Annotated in this window: 23 protein-coding genes; 12 read left to right on the forward strand and 11 right to left on the reverse strand. The window is 62.4% G+C overall.

Features of this window, described 5'->3' with window-relative positions:
- Position 1: 1 nt before the first annotated feature.
- Complete coding sequence (locus tag KY379_RS23710) at positions 2-1114, reverse strand: mechanosensitive ion channel family protein (protein ID WP_133329137.1); 1113 nt, start codon at positions 1112-1114, stop codon at positions 2-4.
- Between the two features lie 184 nt (positions 1115-1298).
- Between KY379_RS23710 and KY379_RS23715 the strand changes: the two genes are divergently transcribed.
- Positions 1299-2753: a TrkH family potassium uptake protein gene (locus KY379_RS23715; RefSeq protein WP_133329135.1), complete on the forward strand. Its 1455-nt coding sequence runs from the start codon at positions 1299-1301 to the stop codon at positions 2751-2753.
- 16 nt (positions 2754-2769) lie between these two features.
- Here KY379_RS23715 and KY379_RS23720 read toward each other — a convergent pair whose 3' ends face one another.
- Positions 2770-3507 (reverse strand): glutaredoxin, encoded by a 738-nt coding sequence (locus tag KY379_RS23720; RefSeq protein WP_261241584.1) that lies wholly within the window; start codon positions 3505-3507, stop codon positions 2770-2772.
- A gap of 217 nt (positions 3508-3724) precedes the next feature.
- On the opposite strand from KY379_RS23720, the gene KY379_RS23725 reads away from it, so the two are divergent.
- Genes KY379_RS23725 through KY379_RS23750 form a run of 6 tightly spaced genes read left to right on the forward strand, consistent with a single transcriptional unit; the run spans position 3725 to position 8687 of the window.
- Positions 3725-4147 carry a nuclear transport factor 2 family protein gene (locus tag KY379_RS23725; protein WP_133329131.1) on the forward strand — a complete coding sequence of 141 codons (423 nt, stop codon included), beginning with the start codon at positions 3725-3727 and terminating at the stop codon, positions 4145-4147.
- On the forward strand, positions 4144-4896 hold the full coding sequence (locus KY379_RS23730) for an SDR family NAD(P)-dependent oxidoreductase (protein ID WP_261241585.1): 753 nt from the start codon (positions 4144-4146) through the stop codon (positions 4894-4896). Before KY379_RS23725 ends, KY379_RS23730 begins: the two co-directional genes overlap by 4 nt.
- A 6-nt stretch (positions 4897-4902) precedes the next feature.
- Complete coding sequence (locus tag KY379_RS23735) at positions 4903-6150, forward strand: NAD(P)/FAD-dependent oxidoreductase (RefSeq protein WP_261241587.1); 1248 nt, start codon at positions 4903-4905, stop codon at positions 6148-6150.
- Entirely contained in the window at positions 6147-6956 is an 810-nt protein-coding gene (locus tag KY379_RS23740; RefSeq protein ID WP_261241588.1) for a DUF1365 domain-containing protein, read from the forward strand. Before KY379_RS23735 ends, KY379_RS23740 begins: the two co-directional genes overlap by 4 nt.
- Positions 6931-8193: an SAM-dependent methyltransferase gene (locus KY379_RS23745; protein WP_133329123.1), complete on the forward strand. Its 1263-nt coding sequence runs from the start codon at positions 6931-6933 to the stop codon at positions 8191-8193. Before KY379_RS23740 ends, KY379_RS23745 begins: the two co-directional genes overlap by 26 nt.
- Positions 8190-8687: a DUF2878 domain-containing protein gene (locus tag KY379_RS23750; protein WP_133329121.1), complete on the forward strand. Its 498-nt coding sequence runs from the start codon at positions 8190-8192 to the stop codon at positions 8685-8687. Before KY379_RS23745 ends, KY379_RS23750 begins: the two co-directional genes overlap by 4 nt.
- 17 nt (positions 8688-8704) lie before the next feature.
- Here the strand turns inward: KY379_RS23750 and KY379_RS23755 are convergent, their stop codons facing one another.
- The 5 genes from KY379_RS23755 to KY379_RS23775 form a co-directional block, all read right to left on the reverse strand.
- A complete protein-coding gene (locus tag KY379_RS23755) occupies positions 8705-9247 on the reverse strand; it encodes a DUF3833 domain-containing protein (RefSeq protein WP_261241589.1) in 543 nt (180 codons plus the stop codon).
- 11 nt (positions 9248-9258) lie between these two features.
- Positions 9259-9789, reverse strand: coding sequence for a chalcone isomerase family protein (locus KY379_RS23760; protein WP_261241590.1), 531 nt, complete (start codon positions 9787-9789; stop codon positions 9259-9261).
- 191 nt (positions 9790-9980) lie between these two features.
- Positions 9981-10625 carry a hypothetical protein gene (locus KY379_RS23765; protein WP_230385412.1) on the reverse strand — a complete coding sequence of 215 codons (645 nt, stop codon included), beginning with the start codon at positions 10623-10625 and terminating at the stop codon, positions 9981-9983.
- A gap of 19 nt (positions 10626-10644) precedes the next feature.
- Complete coding sequence (locus KY379_RS23770; protein ID WP_261241591.1) at positions 10645-12012, reverse strand: MBL fold metallo-hydrolase RNA specificity domain-containing protein; 1368 nt, start codon at positions 12010-12012, stop codon at positions 10645-10647.
- A gap of 2 nt (positions 12013-12014) precedes the next feature.
- The gene (locus tag KY379_RS23775) at positions 12015-12929 is read right to left on the reverse strand and encodes a universal stress protein (protein WP_196172473.1); all 915 of its coding nucleotides are present in this window, start codon (positions 12927-12929) and stop codon (positions 12015-12017) included.
- A 184-nt stretch (positions 12930-13113) separates the two neighbouring features.
- Between KY379_RS23775 and KY379_RS23780 the strand changes: the two genes are divergently transcribed.
- Positions 13114-13662, forward strand: coding sequence for a GNAT family N-acetyltransferase (locus KY379_RS23780; RefSeq protein WP_261241592.1), 549 nt, complete (start codon positions 13114-13116; stop codon positions 13660-13662).
- A gap of 26 nt (positions 13663-13688) precedes the next feature.
- On the opposite strand, the gene KY379_RS23785 is transcribed toward KY379_RS23780, so the two are convergent.
- Positions 13689-14615 (reverse strand): universal stress protein, encoded by a 927-nt coding sequence (locus KY379_RS23785; protein ID WP_261241593.1) that lies wholly within the window; start codon positions 14613-14615, stop codon positions 13689-13691.
- A 292-nt stretch (positions 14616-14907) separates the two neighbouring features.
- On the opposite strand from KY379_RS23785, the gene KY379_RS23790 reads away from it, so the two are divergent.
- From KY379_RS23790 to KY379_RS23805, 4 genes are all read left to right on the forward strand, one after another.
- The gene (locus KY379_RS23790; protein WP_133329107.1) at positions 14908-15117 is read left to right on the forward strand and encodes a hypothetical protein; all 210 of its coding nucleotides are present in this window, start codon (positions 14908-14910) and stop codon (positions 15115-15117) included.
- Positions 15118-15119: 2 nt separating this feature from the next.
- The gene (locus tag KY379_RS23795) at positions 15120-15932 is read left to right on the forward strand and encodes a helix-turn-helix domain-containing protein (RefSeq protein WP_261241594.1); all 813 of its coding nucleotides are present in this window, start codon (positions 15120-15122) and stop codon (positions 15930-15932) included.
- A gap of 65 nt (positions 15933-15997) precedes the next feature.
- Positions 15998-17467: an MFS transporter gene (locus KY379_RS23800; protein ID WP_261241595.1), complete on the forward strand. Its 1470-nt coding sequence runs from the start codon at positions 15998-16000 to the stop codon at positions 17465-17467.
- Between the two features lie 175 nt (positions 17468-17642).
- Positions 17643-19727, forward strand: a complete 2085-nt coding sequence (locus tag KY379_RS23805; protein ID WP_261241599.1) for a TonB-dependent siderophore receptor — start codon at positions 17643-17645, stop codon at positions 19725-19727.
- Between the two features lie 120 nt (positions 19728-19847).
- Here KY379_RS23805 and KY379_RS23810 read toward each other — a convergent pair whose 3' ends face one another.
- From KY379_RS23810 to pstB, 3 genes are all read right to left on the reverse strand, one after another.
- Positions 19848-20375 (reverse strand): hypothetical protein, encoded by a 528-nt coding sequence (locus KY379_RS23810; protein WP_261241600.1) that lies wholly within the window; start codon positions 20373-20375, stop codon positions 19848-19850.
- A gap of 86 nt (positions 20376-20461) precedes the next feature.
- The gene (locus KY379_RS23815) at positions 20462-21160 is read right to left on the reverse strand and encodes a hypothetical protein (RefSeq protein WP_196172317.1); all 699 of its coding nucleotides are present in this window, start codon (positions 21158-21160) and stop codon (positions 20462-20464) included.
- Between the two features lie 51 nt (positions 21161-21211).
- Positions 21212-21997, reverse strand: coding sequence for a phosphate ABC transporter ATP-binding protein PstB (gene pstB / locus KY379_RS23820; RefSeq protein WP_409977294.1), 786 nt, complete (start codon positions 21995-21997; stop codon positions 21212-21214).
- Between the last annotated feature and the right edge of the window lie 3 nt (positions 21998-22000).

Here is a 22000-nt window from a genome sequence, read left to right on the forward strand (position 1 = left end):
ATTACCCCCTCTTCAAAGCTCCGCCCTCACGCCCCTGCCCCACCACGCTGGTCTGCTCAGGCAGCGCCGTGACCTTGATCGCACGCACCGGCACGGCGAACCTGGCGCCAATACGGGAGAATCGTTCGAGCAAGCCGAAATTGATGCCTTGCTGAATGTCCATGTACAGGTTGTAGCCAGGGTCTTGAACGATGTAGACGCACTCGAACTCCAGCGCCTCCTTGCCAAAGCCACGCAGGTGGGCGCGGTCGAAGCGAACCTGATCCTGCGCCTTGATGACCTCTTCGACGATGGCGGGCGCCTTTTTCACGGCTTCGGTGGGTGTGTCATAGGACAAACCGAATTCGAAGACGATACGCCGCTCCTGCAGGCGTTTGTAATTCTGGATAGTGCTGCTGATCATGCTGGCGTTGGCCATGACGATCTGCTCGCCGCCGAGGCTGCGGATTCGTGTGGTCTTGAGCCCGACGTGCTCCACGGTGCCTGCCAGCGGGCCGATGACGATGAAGTCTCCCACCTCGAAAGGCTTGTCTACTGCAATCGACAGCGAAGCGAACAGGTCGCCGAGAATGTTCTGCACAGCCAGTGCCACCGCGATGCCGCCTACGCCCAGGCTGGCCACGAAGGCCGTGATGTTCACGCCCAGGTTGGACAACATGGCCAAGGCCACCACCGACCAGAGCAGCACGCGAGCGCCCCAGGCCGACAACGTCGCCAGCGCACTGCCCTGGTAGAGCCCATCGCCGCCGTGGCGGGAAAAGTAGCGGGCCAGGCCCAGGGCGATCGCACGGTTCAACCACAAACCGATCTGTAGCGCTGCCACCACGAACCACAGGCTGCCGACACGGCTCAACCACCGTTCGGGCAGGTCGAGCAGTCCCAACCCGACCAACAGCGACGCCAGCAGCAACAGCAGGTTGCTGGTGCCCGCCAGCACCTGGGCCAGCACTTGGTTGAATGCGCCGGTATGCCGTATCCGACGCTTGAGGAAGCCAACGGCCGTGCGCGCCAACAAGAAAGTGGCGGCGGCAGCGCACAGGGCTACCAGTACGTTGAGTACGGAAATACCGAATACCGTGGTGTGGGTAATGGTGTCGATGATGCGATCATTCATGGTGGGCAGGCCTCCTGATGCTCCTCGGATGATTGACGGTACGCTGCATCTGACGCCGCACAGGCCCAGGAGGTCGATCGGATTTGCTCGCCATCGCGATCTATCTTCTCCTTTACGCGTTTTTTACTCGACATTGGCGCAGATCCGTCAATACTGCGCGGCATATCCCGAATGAGCTCGTTCGATGCCACTCCCTGCGTTGCGTTTCATTGGCTTCATCATTGGTGTTTTCCTGATCACGCTGGCCGTCAGCATGGTGATTCCCATGACGACGCTGTTGCTCTATGGTCGCAGCGATGACCTCGGTGCCTTCGCCTGGTCGAGCCTGATCGCCCTGTGCGCCGGCGTCGCCCTGATCGCCCGCGGCATCCCCGAGGCACCGCAGATAAGGGCCAGGGACATGTATTTGCTGACCACCGCCAGTTGGGTCACCGTCTGTGCTTTCGCCGCGCTGCCGATGGTTTTCATTCGCCATATCAGCTACACGGATGCCTTCTTCGAAACCATGTCGGGCATCACCACGACCGGATCCACCGTGCTGACGGGGCTCGACACAGCGTCACCTGGCCTGCTGATCTGGCGCTCGCTGCTGCACTGGCTGGGGGGTATCGGCTTCATCGGCATGGCCGTCGCGATTCTGCCGCTGTTGCGGGTCGGTGGTATGCGCCTGTTCCAGACCGAGTCTTCGGACTGGTCGGACAAAGTGACACCGCGCTCCCACGTTGCGGCCAAGATGATCCTGCTGATCTACCTGGCAATCACCGGATTGGGCTTCGTTGCCCTGTGGCTCGCCGGAATGACGCCGTTCGACGCCATCAATCATTCGATGTCGCTGGTCTCGACCGGCGGCTTCTCGACCTCCGACGCATCGCTCGGGCACTGGACCCAACCGGCAGTGCACTGGGTGGCCGTGGTGATCATGATTCTCGGCAGCCTGCCCTTCACCCTGTATGTGGCGACCCTGCGCGGGCATCGACGGGCTTTGCTCAAAGATCACCAGGTCCGCGGCTTCCTGGGTTTTCTGCTGTTCGTCTGGGTCACGGTCGGCAGCTGGCTGTGCTGGCACAGCGACCTGAGCTGGTGGGACGCCTTCCGGGTCGTGGCGGTCAATGTGACCTCGGTGGTCACCACCACCGGCATTGCCGTCGGTGACTACACCCTCTGGGGCGGGTTTGCAGTCATGCTGTTCTTCTACCTGACCTTCATCGGCGGATGCTCAGGGTCGACAGCCGGTGGCTTGAAGATTTTCCGCTTTCAAGTCGCTGCATCGCTGCTGATCGGCAGCTTGAAGCAGTTGATCCATCCTCGGGCGACGATTTCGAAGAAATACAACGGTCATCCGATCGACGAAGAAATCGTGCGGTCGCTGCTGACCTTTTCGTTCTTCTTCTCCATCACCATTGCGGTGATCGCCCTGCTGCTGTCGTTGATCGGGCTTGACTGGACCACCGCCCTGAGTGGCGCAGCCACCGCCGTCTGCAACGTTGGACCTGGCCTGGGCGAACTGATTGGCCCCGCCGGCAACTTTGCCTCGCTGCCCGATTCGGCGAAGTGGCTGCTGACCATCGGCATGCTTCTGGGACGCCTGGAAATCCTCACCGTGCTGGTGCTGGTAGCCCCTGCGTTCTGGAGGTTCTAAGCGACTATGCGTGCCTTCACGCGACGTACCTGAGCAGCATCCATAGGCCCATGCCGAACATGATGAGGTTCTCGGTCAGGGAAATCGCCCCCAGCGGCACATTGCTGCTGCCGCCCACGCAGGCGCACTTGAGCTCGCGTTTTTCGATGTACACAGCGCGAAACACCGAGATCGCGCCCACACCGCCGAGCACCATCGCTAGCGGACCGGATAACCAACTGAGCCAGCCCGCCACCATGAGCAGCCCCGCCAGCGCTTCGCCGTAGGGATAAACGTAGGCATAAGGCACCCAGCGCTGAGCGAGCAGGTCGTAACCCAGAAACATGTTGCTGAACGACTCGACGTCCTGAAGTTTCAGCATCGCCAGCAGCAGCATGGTGATAGCGAAGAACCCCTGCACCAGCCAGGCCAGACCGAACTGCCCCACCCCCATCAGCGCCAGTACCCCTGCCAGCAACAAGGCACACAGGAACACCGTCACGACAGGGCGATACCGATTGGCTTGCGCACTGCCTTTGCCTAAATGCTGACGAAGGTCATCGTAGCCACCGATGCGCTGGTGATCTATCCAAATCTGCGGCGTGGACTTCACGCCTTCGCGCTCCTTGAACCTGTCCGTCTCCTCGCGAGTCCTCAGCCAGTTGTCTTCGACTTCGTAGCCAGCCTGGGTCAGTAGATATTTTGATTTGAGCCCGAACGGACACACGTGCTCGGGCATCACCATGCGGTACAACACGGCCTCTTTCTCGGCCATCAGCGGTCTCCTCGTCAACCAGGGCAGTTACGTCAGTGGAGTGACGTCTGCCGGATTGGTTGATGTTGAGTCAGCACTGAGCGATGAACGGACCGATTGACGCCAAGGACGACACAAAAACTTGTACAAGATAATTGTGCGCGTACAAGTTTTATCCTAGTCTTCAGCTATACCTGTACAACCTGGCATGGTTGTACAAGAATGTCTGGAGTCTCGCATGTCCGACTATCTCCAACGGTTCGCCCAGCGCTTCGCCAGTCTCGACGCCAGCACGCTCGATGACCTGGGCAACCTGTACGATGAAAACGTCACCTTTCGTGACCCCCTGCATGAGTTGAAGGGCCTTCAGGCCCTGCGGGGATACTTCGACCAGTTGTACGCCAACACCCACGACATCCGCTACGCCATCCTCGGCGCCGATGAGCTCAGTCCCGGCCAAGGCTACCTGCGCTGGTCCCTGCAGTTTCGCCACCCGCGCCTGGCCAGCGGCCAGCCGATCCAAGTGCAAGGTTGCAGCTACCTGCAATGGCGTGACCGGGTGCACTTCCATCAGGACTATTTCGACGCTGGCGCGTTGCTTTACGAGCATGTCCCGGTCATGGGCAGTGCCATCCGCTGGCTCAAGGGCCGCCTGAAATGAGCCGCTGCTGGTTGACCGGCGCCAGCAGCGGCATCGGCGCTGCACTGGCTCAGAGCCTGCTGGAAAGCGGCCACCAAGTGGCGCTGGGCAGCCGCCGGGCCGACCGTCTCACTGCCCTGGTCGAGCAGTTTCCCGGACAGGCGTTGCTGGCCATCGGCGATCTCGATAGGCCCGAGCAGGTGACCGACATCGCCGGGCGCATCGAACAGGCTTGGGGCGCACTGGATCTGGTGATTCTCAACGCAGGCACGTGCGAGTACCTCGAGCCTGGGCATTTCGACCCAGCCCTGGTCGAACGCGTGATACGCACCAATTTCCTGGCCGTCAGCCATTGCCTGGGCGTTGCCCTACCCTTGTTGCGCGCCGGGCATGCACCGCATCTGGTGGTCATAGGCAGTTCGGTGACTTGGCTGGCCTTGCCCCGCGCCGGTGCCTATGGCGCCTCCAAGGCCGCCGTGCGTTACCTGGTGGAGTCCTTGCGTATCGACCTGGCGCATGAAGGCATCGATGTCACCCTGGTCAGCCCGGGCTTCGTCGACACCCCGCTGACCCGCCGCAACGACTTTCCCATGCCGCAGATGTGGTCGGCGCAACGCGCCGCCCAGCATATCGCCAGGCGATTGCCGCGCCGGCCCCTGGAAATCAACTTCCCCGGCTCTTTCACATTGCTGTTGCGCCTGCTCGGGGCGTTGCCGCCACGGCTGCGCCTGGCCCTGGGCAAGCGTCTGGCACGTGCGGAACAGGAGTGACGAAGCATGCGCATCGCCATCATCGGTAGCGGCATCGCAGGGCTGACCTGCGCCTACCTGCTGTCGCGCAAACATGAGGTCACGGTGTTCGAGGCCGAGCGATGGATCGGCGGGCACACCCATACCCTCGATGTCGACTGGCAGGGCCAACGCTATGCCATCGACACGGGCTTCATCGTTTTCAACGACTGGACATACCCAAATTTCATACGCCTGCTCGATCAGCTCAACGTTGCATCGCAACCGACGCAGATGAGCTTTTCGGTGCATGACCCGCGCACCGGCCTGGAATACAACGGTCATGACCTCAATACGCTGTTCGCGCAACGGCGCAACCTGCTGTCACCGGGGTTCTGGGGCATGTTGCGCGATATCCTGCGCTTCAACCGACAGGTGATCACCGACCTGGACAACCAACGTATCGATCCGACCACCACCTTGGGCGCCTACCTGCTCGCCCAAGGCTACGGCCATCGCTTCATCGAGCACTACATCGTACCGATGGGTTCGGCGATCTGGTCGATGTCGCGCGCCGACATGCTCGCCTTCCCGCTGCGCTTCTTCGTGCGTTTCTGCCGCAACCATGGCTTGCTGTCGGTGAACGATAGACCTCAATGGCGGGTCATCCAGGGCGGCTCGCGCAGCTATGTGGAACCGCTGTGCCGAACCTTCGCCGAGCGCATACGTCTCGGCTGCAAGGTCGAGCGAGTCAGCCGCGACGAAGCCGGTGCCACCGTCGTCAGCACCGCCGGCATCGAACGCTTCGACAGCGTGGTCTTCGCCTGCCATAGCGACCAGGCCCTGGCCATGCTGCAAGCGCCGACCGCCCAGGAGCGTGCCGTATTGGGTGGCATCGGCTACGCCGACAATGACGTCGTCCTGCACACCGACACCCGGCTGCTCCCTCAACGCAAACTGGCTTGGGCGAGCTGGAACTACCGCCTGGGTGCAGCCGAGAACGCCCCGGCTGCGGTCACTTACAACATGAACCTGCTGCAGGGGCTGAAAGCGCCGGTGACCTTCTGCGTCAGTCTGAACCAGACCGCCCTGATCGACCCGACGCAAATCATCGCCCGCTTGCGCTACGCCCACCCGCAATACACCCTGCGCGCTTCGGCGGCGCAAGGGCGCAAGGCCCAGTTGCAGGGGCATCTGAACAGCTACTTCTGCGGTGCGTATTGGGGCAATGGCTTTCATGAAGACGGGGTGGTCAGCGCGTTGCAGGTCGCTGGCCATTTTGGCGAGCAGCTGTGAACAGCGCACTTTGCGTAGGCTGGCTCAGCCACCGCCGCCTGGTCCCCAAGGTCCACGCGTTTACCTACCACATGGGAATGTTCTATCTGGACCTGGACGAACACGCCGCTTGGATGAGTCTCTCGCGCGGGCTCAGGCCCTGGCGCCTGGCACCGCTGAGCTGGCGCGAAACCGACTACCTGCCCGCCTTGACCGGTCGCGGCATGCCGCTGGCTCAGGCCGCACGCTCGCTGGTCTGCCAGGCCCTCGGCCAGACGCCCGAGGGGCCGGTGCACCTGCTGACGCAATTGCGTTGCTGGGGGCTGTCGTTCAACCCGGTCAGCTTCTACTTCTGCCACGACGCCGACCAGCGACTGGCCGCGATCCTGCTGGAAGTACGCAATACCCCCTGGCGAGAACGCTTCCACTACGTGTTGCCGGTCCAGGGCGAACTGTCCACGCCGTTCACCCTGGCCAAGGCCTTTCATGTGTCACCGTTCATGCCGCTGGACATGGAGTACCGCTTGACCTTGCGCATGGACGCCGACCAGCTGCGCATCCACATGCAGAACTGGCAGGACGGGCAGAAGGTATTCGACGCCACGCTCAACCTGCAACGCCAACCGCTTACCCGACAGGCGTTACGGCACTACATCCTGACGTTTCCCTGGATGAGCCTGCGCACCGTCTCAGGCATCTATTGGCAGGCGCTGCGCCTGTTGCTCAAACGCCTACCCGTCCATGACCATGCCGAACGCCGGGGCGATCTGGTGGTTGGCCAACCCTGCGAGGACCCCGATCATGCCCAACACCACCCTGAGCGCTAGCAAGTCATCCGGTCTGGCACCGCGGCTCGGGACCCTGGCCCGAACCCTCGTCCTGGCCCAACTGGGCAAGCTGCGCCACGGCCATCTGCGCGTGCTCAGCCATGGCAGGCAGTGGAGCTTCGGCGATGCTGCCAGCCCTTTGCAGGCCGAAGTGGAAATCCTCGATGAAGCCGCCTGGAGCCTGTTGGCAGGCAATGGCTCGATCGGCGCCGGCGAGGCCTATATCCAAGGTTACTGGCGCAGCCCCGACCTCGCCTTGGTGACACGTCTGTTCGTAGCCAACCTCGCTGTCCTGGACGCCCTTGAAGGAGGACTGGCACGCCTGGGCCGCCCGGCGTTGCAACTGTTTCATCGGTTGCACCGCAACAGCCGGCACGGCGCGCGGCGCAACATCCTGGCGCACTATGACCTGGGCAATGCCTTGTTCGAACAACTGCTCGACCCGACCATGATGTATTCAGCCGCCCAGTTCGAGTACCCCGAACAGCCACTGGAACAAGCCCAGTTGCACAAACTCGAACGCATCTGCCAAAAGCTCGAACTGCGCCCCAGCGACCACCTGCTGGAGATCGGCTGCGGTTGGGGCAGCCTGGCCATCCATGCCGCCACCCGCCACGGCTGTCGGGTCACCACCACCACGCTGTCGGAAGCGCAGTACGCCTATACCTTGCAGCGCGTGCGGGCCATGGGTCTGGAGGCACAGGTGACGGTGCTGCGCGACGACTACCGTGACCTGAAGGGCAGCTTCGACAAACTGGTCTCCATCGAGATGATCGAGGCCGTGGGCCACCGCTACCTGCCGATCTACTTTCGCCAATGCGCCGCACGGCTCAAGCCCGACGGGCTGATGTTGTTGCAGGCGATCACCATGCGTGACCAACGCTACGCCCAGGCCCGACGCTCGGTGGACTTCATCCAACGCCATATCTTCCCCGGCGGAGCCCTGCCCTCGCTGAGCGTGATGCTGCAGACTGCCAGCCGCGAGACAACGCTCAACCTGGTGCACCTGGAGGACTTCGGCGCGGACTACGCACGGACCCTGCGCCATTGGCGCGACAACCTGCGCCAGGCACGCACCCGCTTGAGCCAGCTGGGATACGACGATGCCTTCCAGCGCCTGTGGGAGTTCTACCTGTGCTACTGCCAGGGAGGATTCGAAGAGCGGGCCATCGGTGTGGCCCAATTGCTCTGGGCAGCGCCCCAGGCCCGGCGGGCGCCCTTGCCTGAGCCGCGATGAGCAGCACTCGGTGGCTACTGGCCAATGCCTTGTGGTTGCAGGCCGGCTGGTGGCTGTGCGTGCTCGGCGCTCAGCGCCCCTGGCTGTTGTCGCTGGTCGCGCTCGGGCTGGGCATTCACCTGTACCTGAGCCCGGCCCGGGGGAGCGAGGTCGCGGCACTGTGGCGGGTCGCATTGGCAGGCTGTGTACTCGATAGCCTGCTGGGCGCGCTGGGCCTTTTCGCTTTCGTCGCCTGGCCGCTGCCACTCTGGCTCGCGTTGTTGTGGCTGGTGCTGGCCAGCGGTCTGCGCCATAGCCTGGCCTGGACAGGCTGGCCATTGTGGCGCGGCGCCCTGGTCGGAGGGATGGGTGGGCCAGGGGCATACGTGGGCGGTGCCGGGCTGGCAGGTGTCGATTTGCCCCTCGGCCCATTGCCGACCGCTCTATGTCTGGTGCCGATCTGGGCACTGGCGCTACCGTTGCTGGCACGCCTGGCGGCACACCAAGGCCGCTGAAAGCTGATCTAGCGTGCTCAGTTACAGCTAGCGGCGCTGGGCGTGCGCCGGAAGAACAAGGTGACCTGGCCGACTTCCACGCCCAATTTGCTCATGCGGGTACGGTTGATCAGGGTGTCTTCGTCCATCAGGAACATCCAGTCATCCATGTCCATCTGCCAGTGCCGCCCGTCGACCGGCAGGTCCAACTGGTAACGCCAGCGCAGGGCATTGCCCGCCACCTCACCGCGTGCTTCGCCGATCACGTCCCCCGCGGTGCCGCGCCAGCGTCCGGGGCCGTCCGGCACCAGTGTCCAGACCCGTTGTTGGCGAGTCCCATCGCTGTACACGAAACGCTCATCGAGAATCAAGCGCTCTCCCTCTCGATGGCTGCCTATGCACACATGAAAGCGCTTGACCACCTCTCCAGAGCGCTTCTGAAACATGCCCCAGGCCTGCACCGGCTGCGAGAAGAACGCAGCCAGGTCGAGCGCCGGTCGCTCGCCTGCATAACGCTCGACGCCGACATTGCCACAGCTTCCCAACAGCAGGCAGGTTACCAACAGCAGTGCTCTGGACATGTTTACACTCCTCAGTCGCCGCCGGCCTGGCCAAGCAGGCGCAGGCGCAGTTGCGTATCCCTGGCCCGGGGATCGAGCCAGATAGCGAAAAACGCCCGGGCGAACAGCGGATCGTCGACCACCTGGGTCAGCCTGCCATCGACATAGAAACGACATCCCTGCTCCGGTCGATACACACCCGTGATGCGCATGCCTGGGGTGACATCGACGAAAGCGCCAGCGAGCCTTTCGGACCAGGCATCGATCTGCGCTTGTGTCACCCTACCGCGGTTCAAACGGCGGATTTCCTCGACACTGGCCTTGACCAAGGTGTCGCGGGAGAGGGACCGGTGGTAGCGCAGTTCGAGCGCGAACGGCTGCTGCCAGTCCTGTACCGGACCAACGGTCCACAGCCTGGCGCTGTAGACCCGCAGGCCGAACCAGGTGAAGTCGCCACTGCCGAGGAGCTGCGCCGTGGGCATCGCCGATCGCCAATCGGCGGCTGCCGGTTGCGCGAATACCAGAAACAGCAATAGCCAGATGCAGCGAGCAGGTTGCGCCATGCTGACCTCGAACGCCTTGAATATTGTACAAAGATAGTTTTCTGTACAGCTTTATTCAAGCGTTGCACAGACGCTATGGCGATAGCCGGTGCAGCCTTCAGCGCCGGTCCAGATAGCGGTACAACGCGCCCTCCGGGCAGGAATGCGCTTGACCATGGCGTAACTGCGAGGGTTCAGATGGGCATGACCGATCAAGGCGTCGTTGCATGCGCCTCCTCCGGGAGCAGGTCGAACTGCTCCAGGCAACGTTGCTCATCGGCCGGTGTCAGTGCCTTCAAACCGCTCACTTCCTGCAGGGGCGTGTCGAACAACGCCAGACGAATCACCCCGTTGCGATCGAGAAAGGTTTGCGCCAGGCAGGTACACACCGGCTTGCCGATCAGTGCCGAGAGCTGCTCGTCCTCCGGGGACTGCACCTGACCCTGCAGGCTCGCCTCGCAGTGGTCGACGATCTGTGCCACGGAGCGCCCAGCCAGCCACACAGTACCCGCTCCCAGCACAGCCAGCAGCAGCAACGTGGCCAGCAATGCGTTGGATTCCCGTGCGACCGCGCGCAGAAACGCCAGCCTGTCCTGCCAAGTGCTCTGTTCACTGGTGAAGATGGCCTTGCCCACCGTGCGTTTGACGCCTCGCTGCACCGCCCAACCCAATGCCGCGCTCAAGGCCAGCAAGGCCAACAACACCACCGGGTCGCGCATGGGCAGGCGCCAGGTCGGTGTCAGGTGTCTGTAGACGGCGGTCGCTACCAGCAGGGCGACGATGGCCACGATCCAGCCCAGACTGCCCCTGGGTCGATGCATCCAGGCCCGCAACCTGGCCCGAGCTTGTGTATTCATGGATACCTCCTGCGCTGGCTCAGCGCACAGGGTCGATGGCAACCGTTTCCTGATAGTCAGGTACGCACACCTGCCAGCCGAGTTCGAGGCTGATACGCCGGCGCAGGGTATCGGCAGCATGAGGTTCGCCGTGAATGACGTAGGTCTGCCGGGGCGGCCGGCTGAACCCTCGCAACCACTCCATGATCTCGTCGGCGTCAGCATGGGCAGAGAGGTTCTCCATGGCATGCACCTGCGCCCGGATGGGCACGTCCTTGCCTTGCAGGCGCACGCTGTGGGCGCCCGCGACGATGTCGGCACCGCGCGTGCCGCCGGCCTGGAAGCCTGAGAAAAGAATGCTGTTGCGTGGGTTGGGCGCCAGCGCCTTGAGGTGGTGCAGTACCCGCCCACCTGTGGCCATGCCACTGGCAGCGATGATCACCGCCGGCTCGCGCAACTGATCCAGGTGCCGGGATTCGTCGACCGTGCGGACAATCCGCGTGCCCTGACACATCGAGGCGCACTCTGCCGCGCTCAGGCGATGCTCGCTCCGGAAACGCAGGTACAGTTGCGTGGCATCGGTGGCCATCGGGCTGTTGAGATAGACCGGGATATCCGGGATCAACTTGTCGCGCTTGAGTTTGTAGAGGTAGTACATCAGCAATTGCGCCCGGCCAACGGCAAAGGACGGAACCAAGGTGATGCCATGGCGCAGGAGCGTCTGATTGATGACCTGGGCCAGGTATTGCTCGGTGGACTCTGCAGGATGCAAGCGATCGCCGTAGGTGGATTCAACCAACAGTACGTCAGCCGTCCGAACCAACTCCGGCGCGCGCATGATCGGGTCCTGCGGGCGCCCCAAATCGCCCGAGAAAACCACGGTCTGACCTCCCGCGCAGATCTGCACGGTCGCCGCGCCAAGAATGTGTCCGGCACTGCGCAACAGCAATTCGATACCCTCGGCGATAGGCGTGGTCTGGTGCAGCTCCACCGGGCGAAACAGCTCTAACGCACGTTTGGCGTCCTCTTCGGTATAGAGCGGGCGCGCCGGCGAATGCTTGGAGTAGCCGTGGCGATTGGCATGCTCTGCCTGTTCCTCCTGCAACCGGGCACTGTCGAGCAGCAGGATCTGCGCCAAGGCGCAGGTTGCCGCAGTGGCATAGATGGGCCCGCGGTAGCCTTCACGGACCAGCACCGGCAGATAGCCGCTGTGATCGAGGTGGGCGTGGGTCAGCACCACGGCGTCGAGCGCCCGCAGGGTGGCGGGCAAAGGCTCCCAGTTACGCAGACGTAGCTGCTTGAAGCCCTGGAACAGTCCGCAGTCGACCAGTATCCGCGTCGTATCGTGGGTCAGCAGGAATTTGCTACCGGTCACGGTCCCGGTGCCGCCAAGAAATGTCAGGTGCATGGCTAGGCCTCCCAGGTACCGGCCAGATCAGGGTGAACCGCGAAGATGCTGCACGGCGGCCGTCCGACGAGGCGTTCGGTGGTGTCGCCGAGCAGTTTGTCCAACCCTTTGGGCTGCACCACCCCCATCACGACCGCATCGATATCCAGAGCCTGCACCTGTTCACGGATCACCTGCACCGGGCCACCTTCGACGAAATGGCGACGGTCCAGGGCCACCCCTTCGGCGTCTGCCAGCGCGTCGAAAGGCTCCTGTAACGCCTTGCGCATCTCTTCGATCCAGGCCTGAGTCACGTTCATGTCCGAAGCGAACACCCCGGCGAGGTTGTAGGCGCAGAGCAGGTGCAACTGTGCATCACACTGCAAGGCCAGTGCCTGGGCAGCGCGTACCAGCCCCTGGTTGAAGCGCTCCTGGGTTGCAGGCGCCTCGCTGAAGGCGGTGTCCACGGCAACCAGGATGCGCCGAGGCAATGACACGGCAGCCTGCGGCACGAACTGGGTGATGCCCTTGAAGCTTCGCATCAGCGCGCAATCGAGCGGAGTGCCGAACAGCCGCATCAAGGCAGAGGCGGTTTCGCTGTCCTTGATGACCATGTCAGGCTGTAGCTCGCCGATGTAGTCGATGGCCTGGCTGCGGATGTCCTCTGCGCTGAGGCTATCGACCGTCAGCACGATGCCGCTGGCGCGGTGCCGGTCGACCAGCTTCGCCAACTGGATACGGTAGCGCTCGTACTGGCGCTCGATATCGGCCTCGTTCAGCCGCTCCTCGCGCAGCAGATGTTCTTCGCTTGGCTCGAACAGGCCCAGCACGTGGACGCTGGCGCCGCTGACATGCGCCAGGGCCAAGGCCCGGCGCAGCGCGGCCGAGTGGGGATCGACCTCGGTGAGCAACACCAGCAACTGTCGATATTGACCCATGATGGACCTCCGGATACGGGCGACGGGAATGCGCTGGGAACGATATTCCGCGCCAATGTCGGATGCCGCTTGATGCAGATCAGAAATCCACCACCCATCCTCAGTTTGACGTTTGTCAGAACCGAACCGGCGCTTCACGTTACAACAGCAGCACCAGGCATTGATCCGGCAACCGCGAGGCGACATGAACGGGCATCCGACTGACCAGGCAGAAGCGTGCGAGCACTGGGTCGAAAAGCTGGACGACGGCTCGGCAGTACTGATCCGCCCGCTGCGCGAGGAAGACCACGAACGGGACAAGCGCTTTCTGAGCACGATCGCTTACGAGTCGCGCCGCTTTCGCTTCATCGCCGGGCTCAGCGGCGGCTTGCCGAGCCTGGACACGCAATGCATGCCGGTGGACTACCACCAGCGCATGGCCTACGTCGCACTGGCGCATGTCGACGGCAAGCTGCAACAGATCGGCGTCAGCCGCTATGCCGGCATCCCGGGCAGTCCACGCTGCGAATGCGCGGTGGCGGTGAGGGAAGATTGGCAGCGCAAGGGCCTGGGCAGGCACCTGCTGCAACACCTGATCGCCGCTGCGCGGCGCAACGGCTACCACTACATGATGTCCAGGGACCTGGCGAACAACTACGCCATGCACCGACTGGCCAAGGGGCTGGGCTTCAGCTCGAGCTATGTGGGGGGTGACGTCAGCGAGATCCTGCACGAACTCGACCTGCGCCCCTGAAGACAAGGCCCTTGCGGGCCTTGAACTCAACCCTGGGAACGTTCCGGGGAAATCACCAGCACGCTGCTGGACAACCGATGCAGCACCCGCTCGGCGGTGCTGCCGATGAACCAGCCGATGCCGCGGTGGTGATAACTGCCCATGACCAGCACATCGATGTCGTTGTTGTCCATGTACAGGGCCAGCACCTTGGCTGGGTCGCCGATGCGCATGTGTCGATGCTCGACGGCGATGCCATTGCGTTCGGCGAGCGCCTGGAATGCATCGCTTTGGGCCTCATGGAGGGTCTGGGCGAGGTTCGAGTCGAACAGGAACGAGTGCTCGCGGCTACTGCCGGCGTCCAGGTACATGGAGCCGAGGTCGTAGGCATATAACAAGTCGATCTGGGCATTGCACTGCAACGCCAGTTTCAGCGCTTCGCTGATGATCTGGTCGTTGAAACCTTCGAACTGATCCTCCGGTCTGGACAGGTCCACGGCCGCCAGAATCCTGCGCGGCAGCGCATGGCTGGCCTTGTGCACCAGGTGCAGGGGGACGCGGGTTTCGCGCAAAAGCTGGATATCCAGCGAGGTGAACATGGCCCTCACCCACCAAGGCTCATGCTCGAACTCCTTGATCAGCATGGCGAATGGTTGCTCGCGCAGATGCACCAGGATCTCGTTCAAGGGATGCTGCACCCATACCACTTCGGTGGTCACCGTGACGCCATTGCGCCGCATCGACAGCGCCTGGCTTTCCAGCCACTCACGGTGTTGTTGCACATATCCTTCGCGCATCACCGCCAGTGCCTGATCGTTGACCAAGCCTGCGGTGGCCAGCCCTTCCAGGTAATCGAACGCCACGATGTGCAGTGCCATGCCCTTGGCCTTGGCCAGCGCGGCAGCGCGGTCATAGACAGGGGTTCGGCGCATCAGCGGGGGTACGATCAGCAGCAGTCTTTGTGGGGTTTGCATGTCACACCTCAGCGGTTGGGGTACGTACCTTGAGCATCTGCCACCTTTGCCATGCGTATTTGATGTTTATCAATTGCCGCCCGCAGCGGACCAGCGGCATGGACCTTGGCAAGAAAATTTGACGCGGATCAAAGCGAGGCAAATTAGTCGGCGCACGCTGTCCCCATGTCACCAACGGTTCCATCGCAGGCCAACGGGGTGACCAGGCCCTGAGTCCTACCCGCTGGCGGCAGGGATGCCTTCGTTTTGCCATGTTGCAGATACCTTGCTCATGCATGCTCTGGAGGCTCCGTTGAACGTCTACGTCGAGAACGACACCGAACAAAAGCGCTGGTGGGTCCGCATGGATGACTGGCGGGTGGCTTTCAGCACAGCTGAAGAGGCCGAACTGTTCGTCGAACGTCTGAACAACCGACTCAATGCCCCTCACTCGCGGGACAGGCTGGCAGATGGGTCGCCCCGCAACGGCGTAGCCGATCACCGATGTGCGAAGGAGGCATGACCATGACTGGCCAACTGAAGGTCACGCTCCTCGAACAGCCCGCCGCATCCCGCGCGGCAAAGCCGATACACCTGAAACCGCTGGCGGCCCTGTGCAGAGACTGCCGCGTCAGCGGCCTGTGCTTGCCTACCGGACTACCGATACACGACAACAGCTGCCTGGGCGCCTTGATCGGACCGCGCCTGCGCGTGCGCAAAGGCGCCGCACTGTTCAATGCCAACGATCCCTTGACCATGCTCTACGCGGTGCACTGCGGCAGTTTCAAAACCAGCCTGAATACCGCCGAAGGGCAAGGTGTGGTAATCAACTTCTGGATGCCTGGCGACGTGCTCGGCCTCGACGCCATTGCCACCGAGCGGCATGTCTGCGATGCGATCGCCTTGGAAGACAGCGAGGTCTGCCCGGTGCCCTACCGCCGCTTGCAATCCCTGGCCCGCGACTTTCCTGTCCTGCAACAGAGCCTGAATCGCCTGATGAGCCGGGAAATCGTGCGCGAACACGAGCGCGTACTGATGCTCTGCAACCTCACCGCCGAACAGCGGCTGGCCAGCTTTCTGGTCGGGCTGTCCAGGCGCTTTGTCAGCCGAGGCTACTCGGCCCACGGCTTCCTGCTGCGCATGTCGCGCGAGGATATGGCGTCGTACCTGGGCCTGCGCCTGGAAACCGTGTGCCGGTCGGTGGCCCGGCTGCGCGCGCTTGGCATCGTCAGCCTGCGCGGCAGGCTGGTGGAGATTCTCGACATGCCTGCGCTGCTTGCCCTCGAACAAGGCGGCGCCGAAGGCACTAGCCTGGATACCAATGATCATCGGGCGTGAACCTTGTCCACTGGGGCGTACTCCATCCAAGACCCGGAGAATCTGCCCCTTGATGAGGTGCCCCCTTGAATAACACCCTGCCGCCATCAAACGGTGCCTCAGCGCGGGAAGGTTTCTACAGCACCGACATCCCCGCCCGCCTCGACCGTTTGCCGTGGACGCGTTTTCACACGTTGTTGGTGGTGGCGCTCGGTATCACCTGGCTACTCGACGGGCTCGAGGTCACTTTGGCTGGGTCGGTGTCCGGCGCCCTCAAGGACAGCCCGGCCCTGGCCATGAGCAATACCGAGATCGGCCTGGCCGGCGCCAGCTACATCGCCGGCGCGGTGCTCGGTGCACTGCTGTTCGGCTGGCTCACCGACCGCCTCGGGCGGCGCAAGCTGTTCTTCATCACCCTGGCGCTGTACATCGGTGCCACGGCGGCCACGGCGTTTTCCTGGAACCTGTGGAGCTTCCTGGTGTTTCGCTTTCTCACCGGCGCCGGTATCGGCGGCGAATACACCGCGATCAACTCGACCATCCAGGAATTCACCCCGGCACGCTACCGGGGCTGGGTCGATCTGACCATCAACGGCACGTTCTGGATCGGCGCGGCACTCGGTGCCGTAGGCGCAGTGGTGCTGCTCGACCCGGACGTGGCGGGTGGAGAACTGGGTTGGCGGCTGTGCTTCGGCATCGGTGCGCTGTTGGGTCTGGTGATCCTGCTGATGCGCCTGTGGATACCAGAGAGCCCGCGCTGGCTGATGATCCACAACCAGCCCGAAGAAGCCGAGCGTATCGTCGCCGACATCGAGCGTCATTACCACGAGCGCGGTATCGAGATACCGTCCCTGCAGGCCCCACCCCTGCGCCTGCGCACCCGCAACCACACGCCGCTGCGCGAGGTGGTGCACAGCCTGTTCGTCGAGCATCGCCAGCGGGCGCTGGTGGGTCTTGCGTTGCTGACCGCCCAGGCGTTTTTCTATAACGCCATCTTTTTCACCTACGCCCTGGTGTTGACCGACTTCTACCAGGTCCCGTCGGCTCAGGTGGGTTGGTACGTCCTGCCCTTCGCCCTGGGGAACTTCTGTGGCCCCCTGATACTTGGCCGCCTGTTCGACGTCATCGGCCGACGGATCATGATCAGCTCGACCTACCTGATCGCAGGTGTGCTGCTGACGATCAGCGGCTACCTGTTCCAGCAAGACATGATCGACGTCACCCAGCAGACCCTGGCCTGGATGGTGATCTTTTTCTTCGCCTCCGCCGCTGCGAGCTCGGCCTATCTCACGGTGGCCGAGACGTTCCCGCTGGAAATCCGCGCGCTCGCCATTGCTGTGTTCTACGCCTTCGGCACCGGTCTGGGTGGTCTGATCGGGCCAACCTTGTTCGGCGCGCTGATCGAGACCGGCGAACGCACCAATGTCTGGTATGGATACCTGATCGGGGCAGTGTTGATGATCGTCGCCGCGCTGACCCAGGCGGTCTGGGGTGTGTCGGCTGAGCGCAGATCGCTCGAGGAGGTGGCCCGGCCACTTTCACAAGTCTGCGAATAACTGAGCGCCTCTCGGCCGCGGCGAGCCCACCCTCTCAGCGGATGTAACGAAATGTGAAAAAAATGTCGAATTGCTAGATGCCTTTGATGTAGATTCTCATTCAGATTATCAAATGCATCAAAGTCCATTTCGCCGTAGGATCTTTTCTTTGAAACGTCACTTCCCTGCCAGTCTCCTGCTGGTCGGCGCGTGCAGCGCCTTGCCCAGTGTTCATGCCGCCGACGACCTGACGCTACCCGCCACCGAGATCGTCAGTACCCACGAAAGCATCGACGGTGTCAGTCAGGGATACGAGGGCCAGGCATCCTCCACCACCACCAAGCTGGGCCTGACCGACAAGCAGACGCCCCAGGCGGTCACCACCCTCACCCGCCAGCAGCTGGACGACTTCAAGATCAACGGCATCAAAGAGGCTCTGCGCTCCGCGCCGTCGGTGACCGTCGAACAGACCGAATCGGACCGCACCGAATTCACCTCGCGCGGTTTCGACATCAACACCTTCGAATTCGACGGCATGGGCATGCCCTTCGTCGGCACCGTGCTGGTGGGCGAACTGGACCTGGCCGAATATGAGCAGATCGATATCCTGCACGGCGCCAATGGTTTGATGAGCGGTGCCGGCAACCCGTCCGCCACGGTCAACTTCGTACGCAAACGCCCTACCGAGACGTTCCAGGCCCAGATCAATACCAGTGTCGGCTCGTGGGACAACCGCCGCGTCGACGTCGATCTTTCCGGCCCGTTGACCGACAGCGGCAATGTCCGCGGCCGCTTCATCTATGCCCACGACAAAGGCAACTCGTGGATGGACCGCTACAGCCACGAGCGCAACATCGCCGCCGGCCTGTTGGCTTTCGACGTGACCGACACCGACACCGTGACCGTCGGCTTCTCCCAGCACAACAGCGACTCCAACGGCAGCACCTGGGGCAACCTGCCACTGGTCGACAGCGCTGGCAACGCCATCCACTACAGCAGCCGCAGCAGCAACATCGGCCAGCCGTGGACGTACTGGAACCTGCACACCCAGCGAGCCTTCGTCGAGCTCAAGCACGACTTCGGCAACGATTGGAATGCCACCCTCACGGCGTCTGGCGTGCAAGAGAAGCAGAATACCAACATGCTCTACGTAGGGTCGGTCGACGGTGACGTTGCCGGCGCCTATGCCAACCATACCCGTAGCGAGGCGCATCAGTTACTGGGCGAGGCCAAGTTACAAGGTCCGTTCAGCTTGTTCGGTCGCGAGCATCAGCTGACATTGGGGGCTGCGTACGGGCGAACCCATCAGAAACTTAAAGAGTATGACGAGGACCTGGCGCACTTCAGCTACTTCGAGACTTCATGGTCGGACATTCTGGCAGGCAAAACGCTTATGCCATCGTTCACGGCCAACGACGCATCGCTGTCGCAGAATTTCCAAGATACTCAGAAGAGCGTGTTCGCAGCGACCCGCTTCAGCCTCACCGACGACCTGCACTGGATCGCCGGCGCACGTCTGCTCAGTGCCGACGGGAAAGGTGACAGCTATGGCGCCGAACGCTCTACCCGCGAGCACGGCAAGGTCACGCCCTATACCGGACTGGTCTATGACCTCAACGACGCCTGGAGCGTGTATGGCAGCTGGACCAAGATCTACAACCCGCAATACAACCTGGCGGACGTCTCCGGCAAACTGCTCGATCCGTTGGAAGGCAAGAGTATGGAAGTCGGCCTCAAGGGCAGCGTCATGGACTCACGCTTGCACGTAACCGCAGCACTGTTCAAGACCGAACAACGCAACGTCGCCGTGGATGCGGGCATGGTAGCCGGTCGCCAGGCCTATACCGCCGACGAGTTCAAGAGCCACGGCGTCGAACTGCAGGCCACGGGCGAAGTGATGCCTGGCCTGGACCTGATGGCCGGCTATACCTATGTCCGCATCGACAATGACGACGGCGATCGTGCGCGCAAATACGTGCCGAGCCACGCCTTGCGCGGCATGCTCACCTACCGCCTGCCGGCCCTGCCGCAGATGAAGGTCGGCGCCCGCCTCAGCTGGCAGACCAAGGTGGAGAACGACAACAACAGCGCCATCCACCAGAATGCTTACGGCCTGGTGGACCTGATGACCAGCTACGACATCGACAGCAACTGGAGCACGTCGCTGAACCTGAACAACGTCACCGATCGCAAGTACCTGCTGTCGCTGTACAACAATGCCACCACCGCCAGCTACGGCGCGCCGCGTAACCTCACGGCCTCGGTGACCTGGAGGTATTGACCCCTGCCCTAGACTGTTCGAGGCGGGCCTGACAAACCCGCCTCACCCGCCCCGCGCCCTCCTGGGCAGCGTCAACCCAGATAGTCCTGCACACACTTCAGCCAAACATCGCTAAGCCAATCAGGACGTCAACGCCTGCTGGCGCACTGGCATTTCATAGCGGTGCGGCTGCTGCCAGGCCAAGGTCTCCTGGACACTCACCGCGGCATCCAACACTTTCTGCGTCCAGCTTTCGTCCTTGGGACACACGACGACCACACGAAAACCGTGGTCGAGGCCTTCGATGCGCACGCCCTCGGAGTCATCGACGTGGAGATCGATATCGAACGCCGGCGGGTATTTGGACGGCCCCTTGAAGAAGCCTTGCGCGTTCAATGCGTGCTGATGGCGGTCGCTGTTGACCACGCCATCGACGTGTATCCCGTAGAGCATCAACCAGCGCCGAATATAGGCCGGAGTGCGCCCTGAAGAGGTGTACACCCATACGCTACAGCCCTGACGGCGCAGGTCACGTATCAACGAGCGGGTCCCTGCCCGCAAGGGCTCGCCCAACCAGCGGTGGACGAACTCGGGCAGTTTGCAGTCTTCGGCAGCACTGTGCTCAGGCAAACAGGCGAGCGTGTCGTCGATGTCGAACGAAATACGCATCTTCGGCCGCGAGAAAGCGCGAGCCAGCGTTTGCCACGCCTGCTGGGTGGAAGGTCGCCATTGATTGAGCATCGGATAGCGGGCCATCAGTGGCTCCCCTGGTAGATAGCCTGTGGTGCAGCGCCGAGGAAGAACGCCCTGGCGTCAGGCGCCTGCGCTTCCAGAAAGGCCGCGTATTTTTTCTTGATCTTGGGCAACTCGTAAAGGGCCTTGACGCCATGCTTGGCGGAGTTGCGAATCACCGAGGAAGGATTGAAGTAGCCTTCGGCGTTGTCCAGCGACAGCACGAACGGCGGCAGACCGGCACGCATCAGCAAATAGCTGACGATGAGCGAACCGGTGCGGTTGTTGCCCTCGATGAACAGTTGAGGTTTGCTCAGAATCCGCACGTAGACGCCCGCAGCCCGCTTCCATACCGAATCACTCCGATACGAGCAATACCAGTTGTACAAGTCCTTGATGCCGCCCTCGACGTTGTTGAAGAAGTGCGCCTCGGTGGCGGCCAGATGCTGGGCGAACTCCCGCCGGCGTCGCGGATCTCGACCGCACAGTACCGTGGCATTGAGTTCGAGCATCAGGTTGACCTGCTGCAGCTCGAACAGGTCGATGCCCCGCGCTACGTAGTCGTCTATGAGGGCATAGCCTTCGACCACATTCAGCAACACCTCATCGGTGAACGGGTCACGCGGTTCGGTGAAGTGCCGGCTGAGCTCGGCGAAACGGTTCTGCACCTCACGCAGTGCGCGTTCTACCGCAGACAGATCAAGACGACGCGTTGCAGGCATGGGTGATCCCGACACAGACTGAAAAGTAAAGCGATCCGAGTGGCTCCCGGCTCAGCTGAATTTACCGCTGATGTAATCGCTGGTCAGTTGCTCGCGAGGGTTCTCGAAAATCTGCCGGGTCTCGCCCATCTCGACCAGGTAACCGGTACGGGTCCCCTGGGAAATGTCGACCGAGAAGAACGCGGTGGTGTCGGCGACACGGATCGCCTGCTGCATGTTGTGGGTCACCAAGGCGATGGTGTAATCCTTTTTCAGCTCGACCATCAGTTCTTCGACACGGCGGGTAGCGATCGGATCGAGTGCCGAGCATGGCTCGTCGAGCAACAGCACTTCCGGTTCGGTGGCGATGGCGCGGGCGATACACAGCCGCTGCTGCTGGCCACCGGACAGCGACAGGCCGCTGACCTTGAGCTTGTCCTTGACCTCGTCCCACAGCGCAGCACCTTGCAGGGCGTGCTTTACGCGGTCGCCCAGATCACCCTTGTAACGATTCAGACGCAGGCCGAAGGCGACGTTGTCGAAGATGCTCATGGAGAACGGGTTCGGCTGCTGAAACACCATGCCGATGTAGCGGCGCACCACGACCGGATCGACGCCCTTGCCATAGACGTCCTGGCCGAGAAAGTGCACATGGCCCTCGAAACGGAAGCCCTTCACCAGGTCATTCATGCGGTTGAGGCTGCGCAGCACGGTGCTCTTGCCACAGCCCGACGGACCGATGAAGCCGGTGATCTTGTTCTTCTCGATCGGCACATGGCTATCGCGCACGGCCATGAAGTTGCCGTAGAAGATCTTGTCCAGTTTGCAGTCCATGACCACGGGCGATTGGTTGACCATCGG

It is taken from the genome of Pseudomonas sp. HD6422 (assembly GCF_025377065.1).
In the GTDB taxonomy this organism is placed as follows: Bacteria; Pseudomonadota; Gammaproteobacteria; order Pseudomonadales; family Pseudomonadaceae; genus Aquipseudomonas; species Aquipseudomonas putida_U.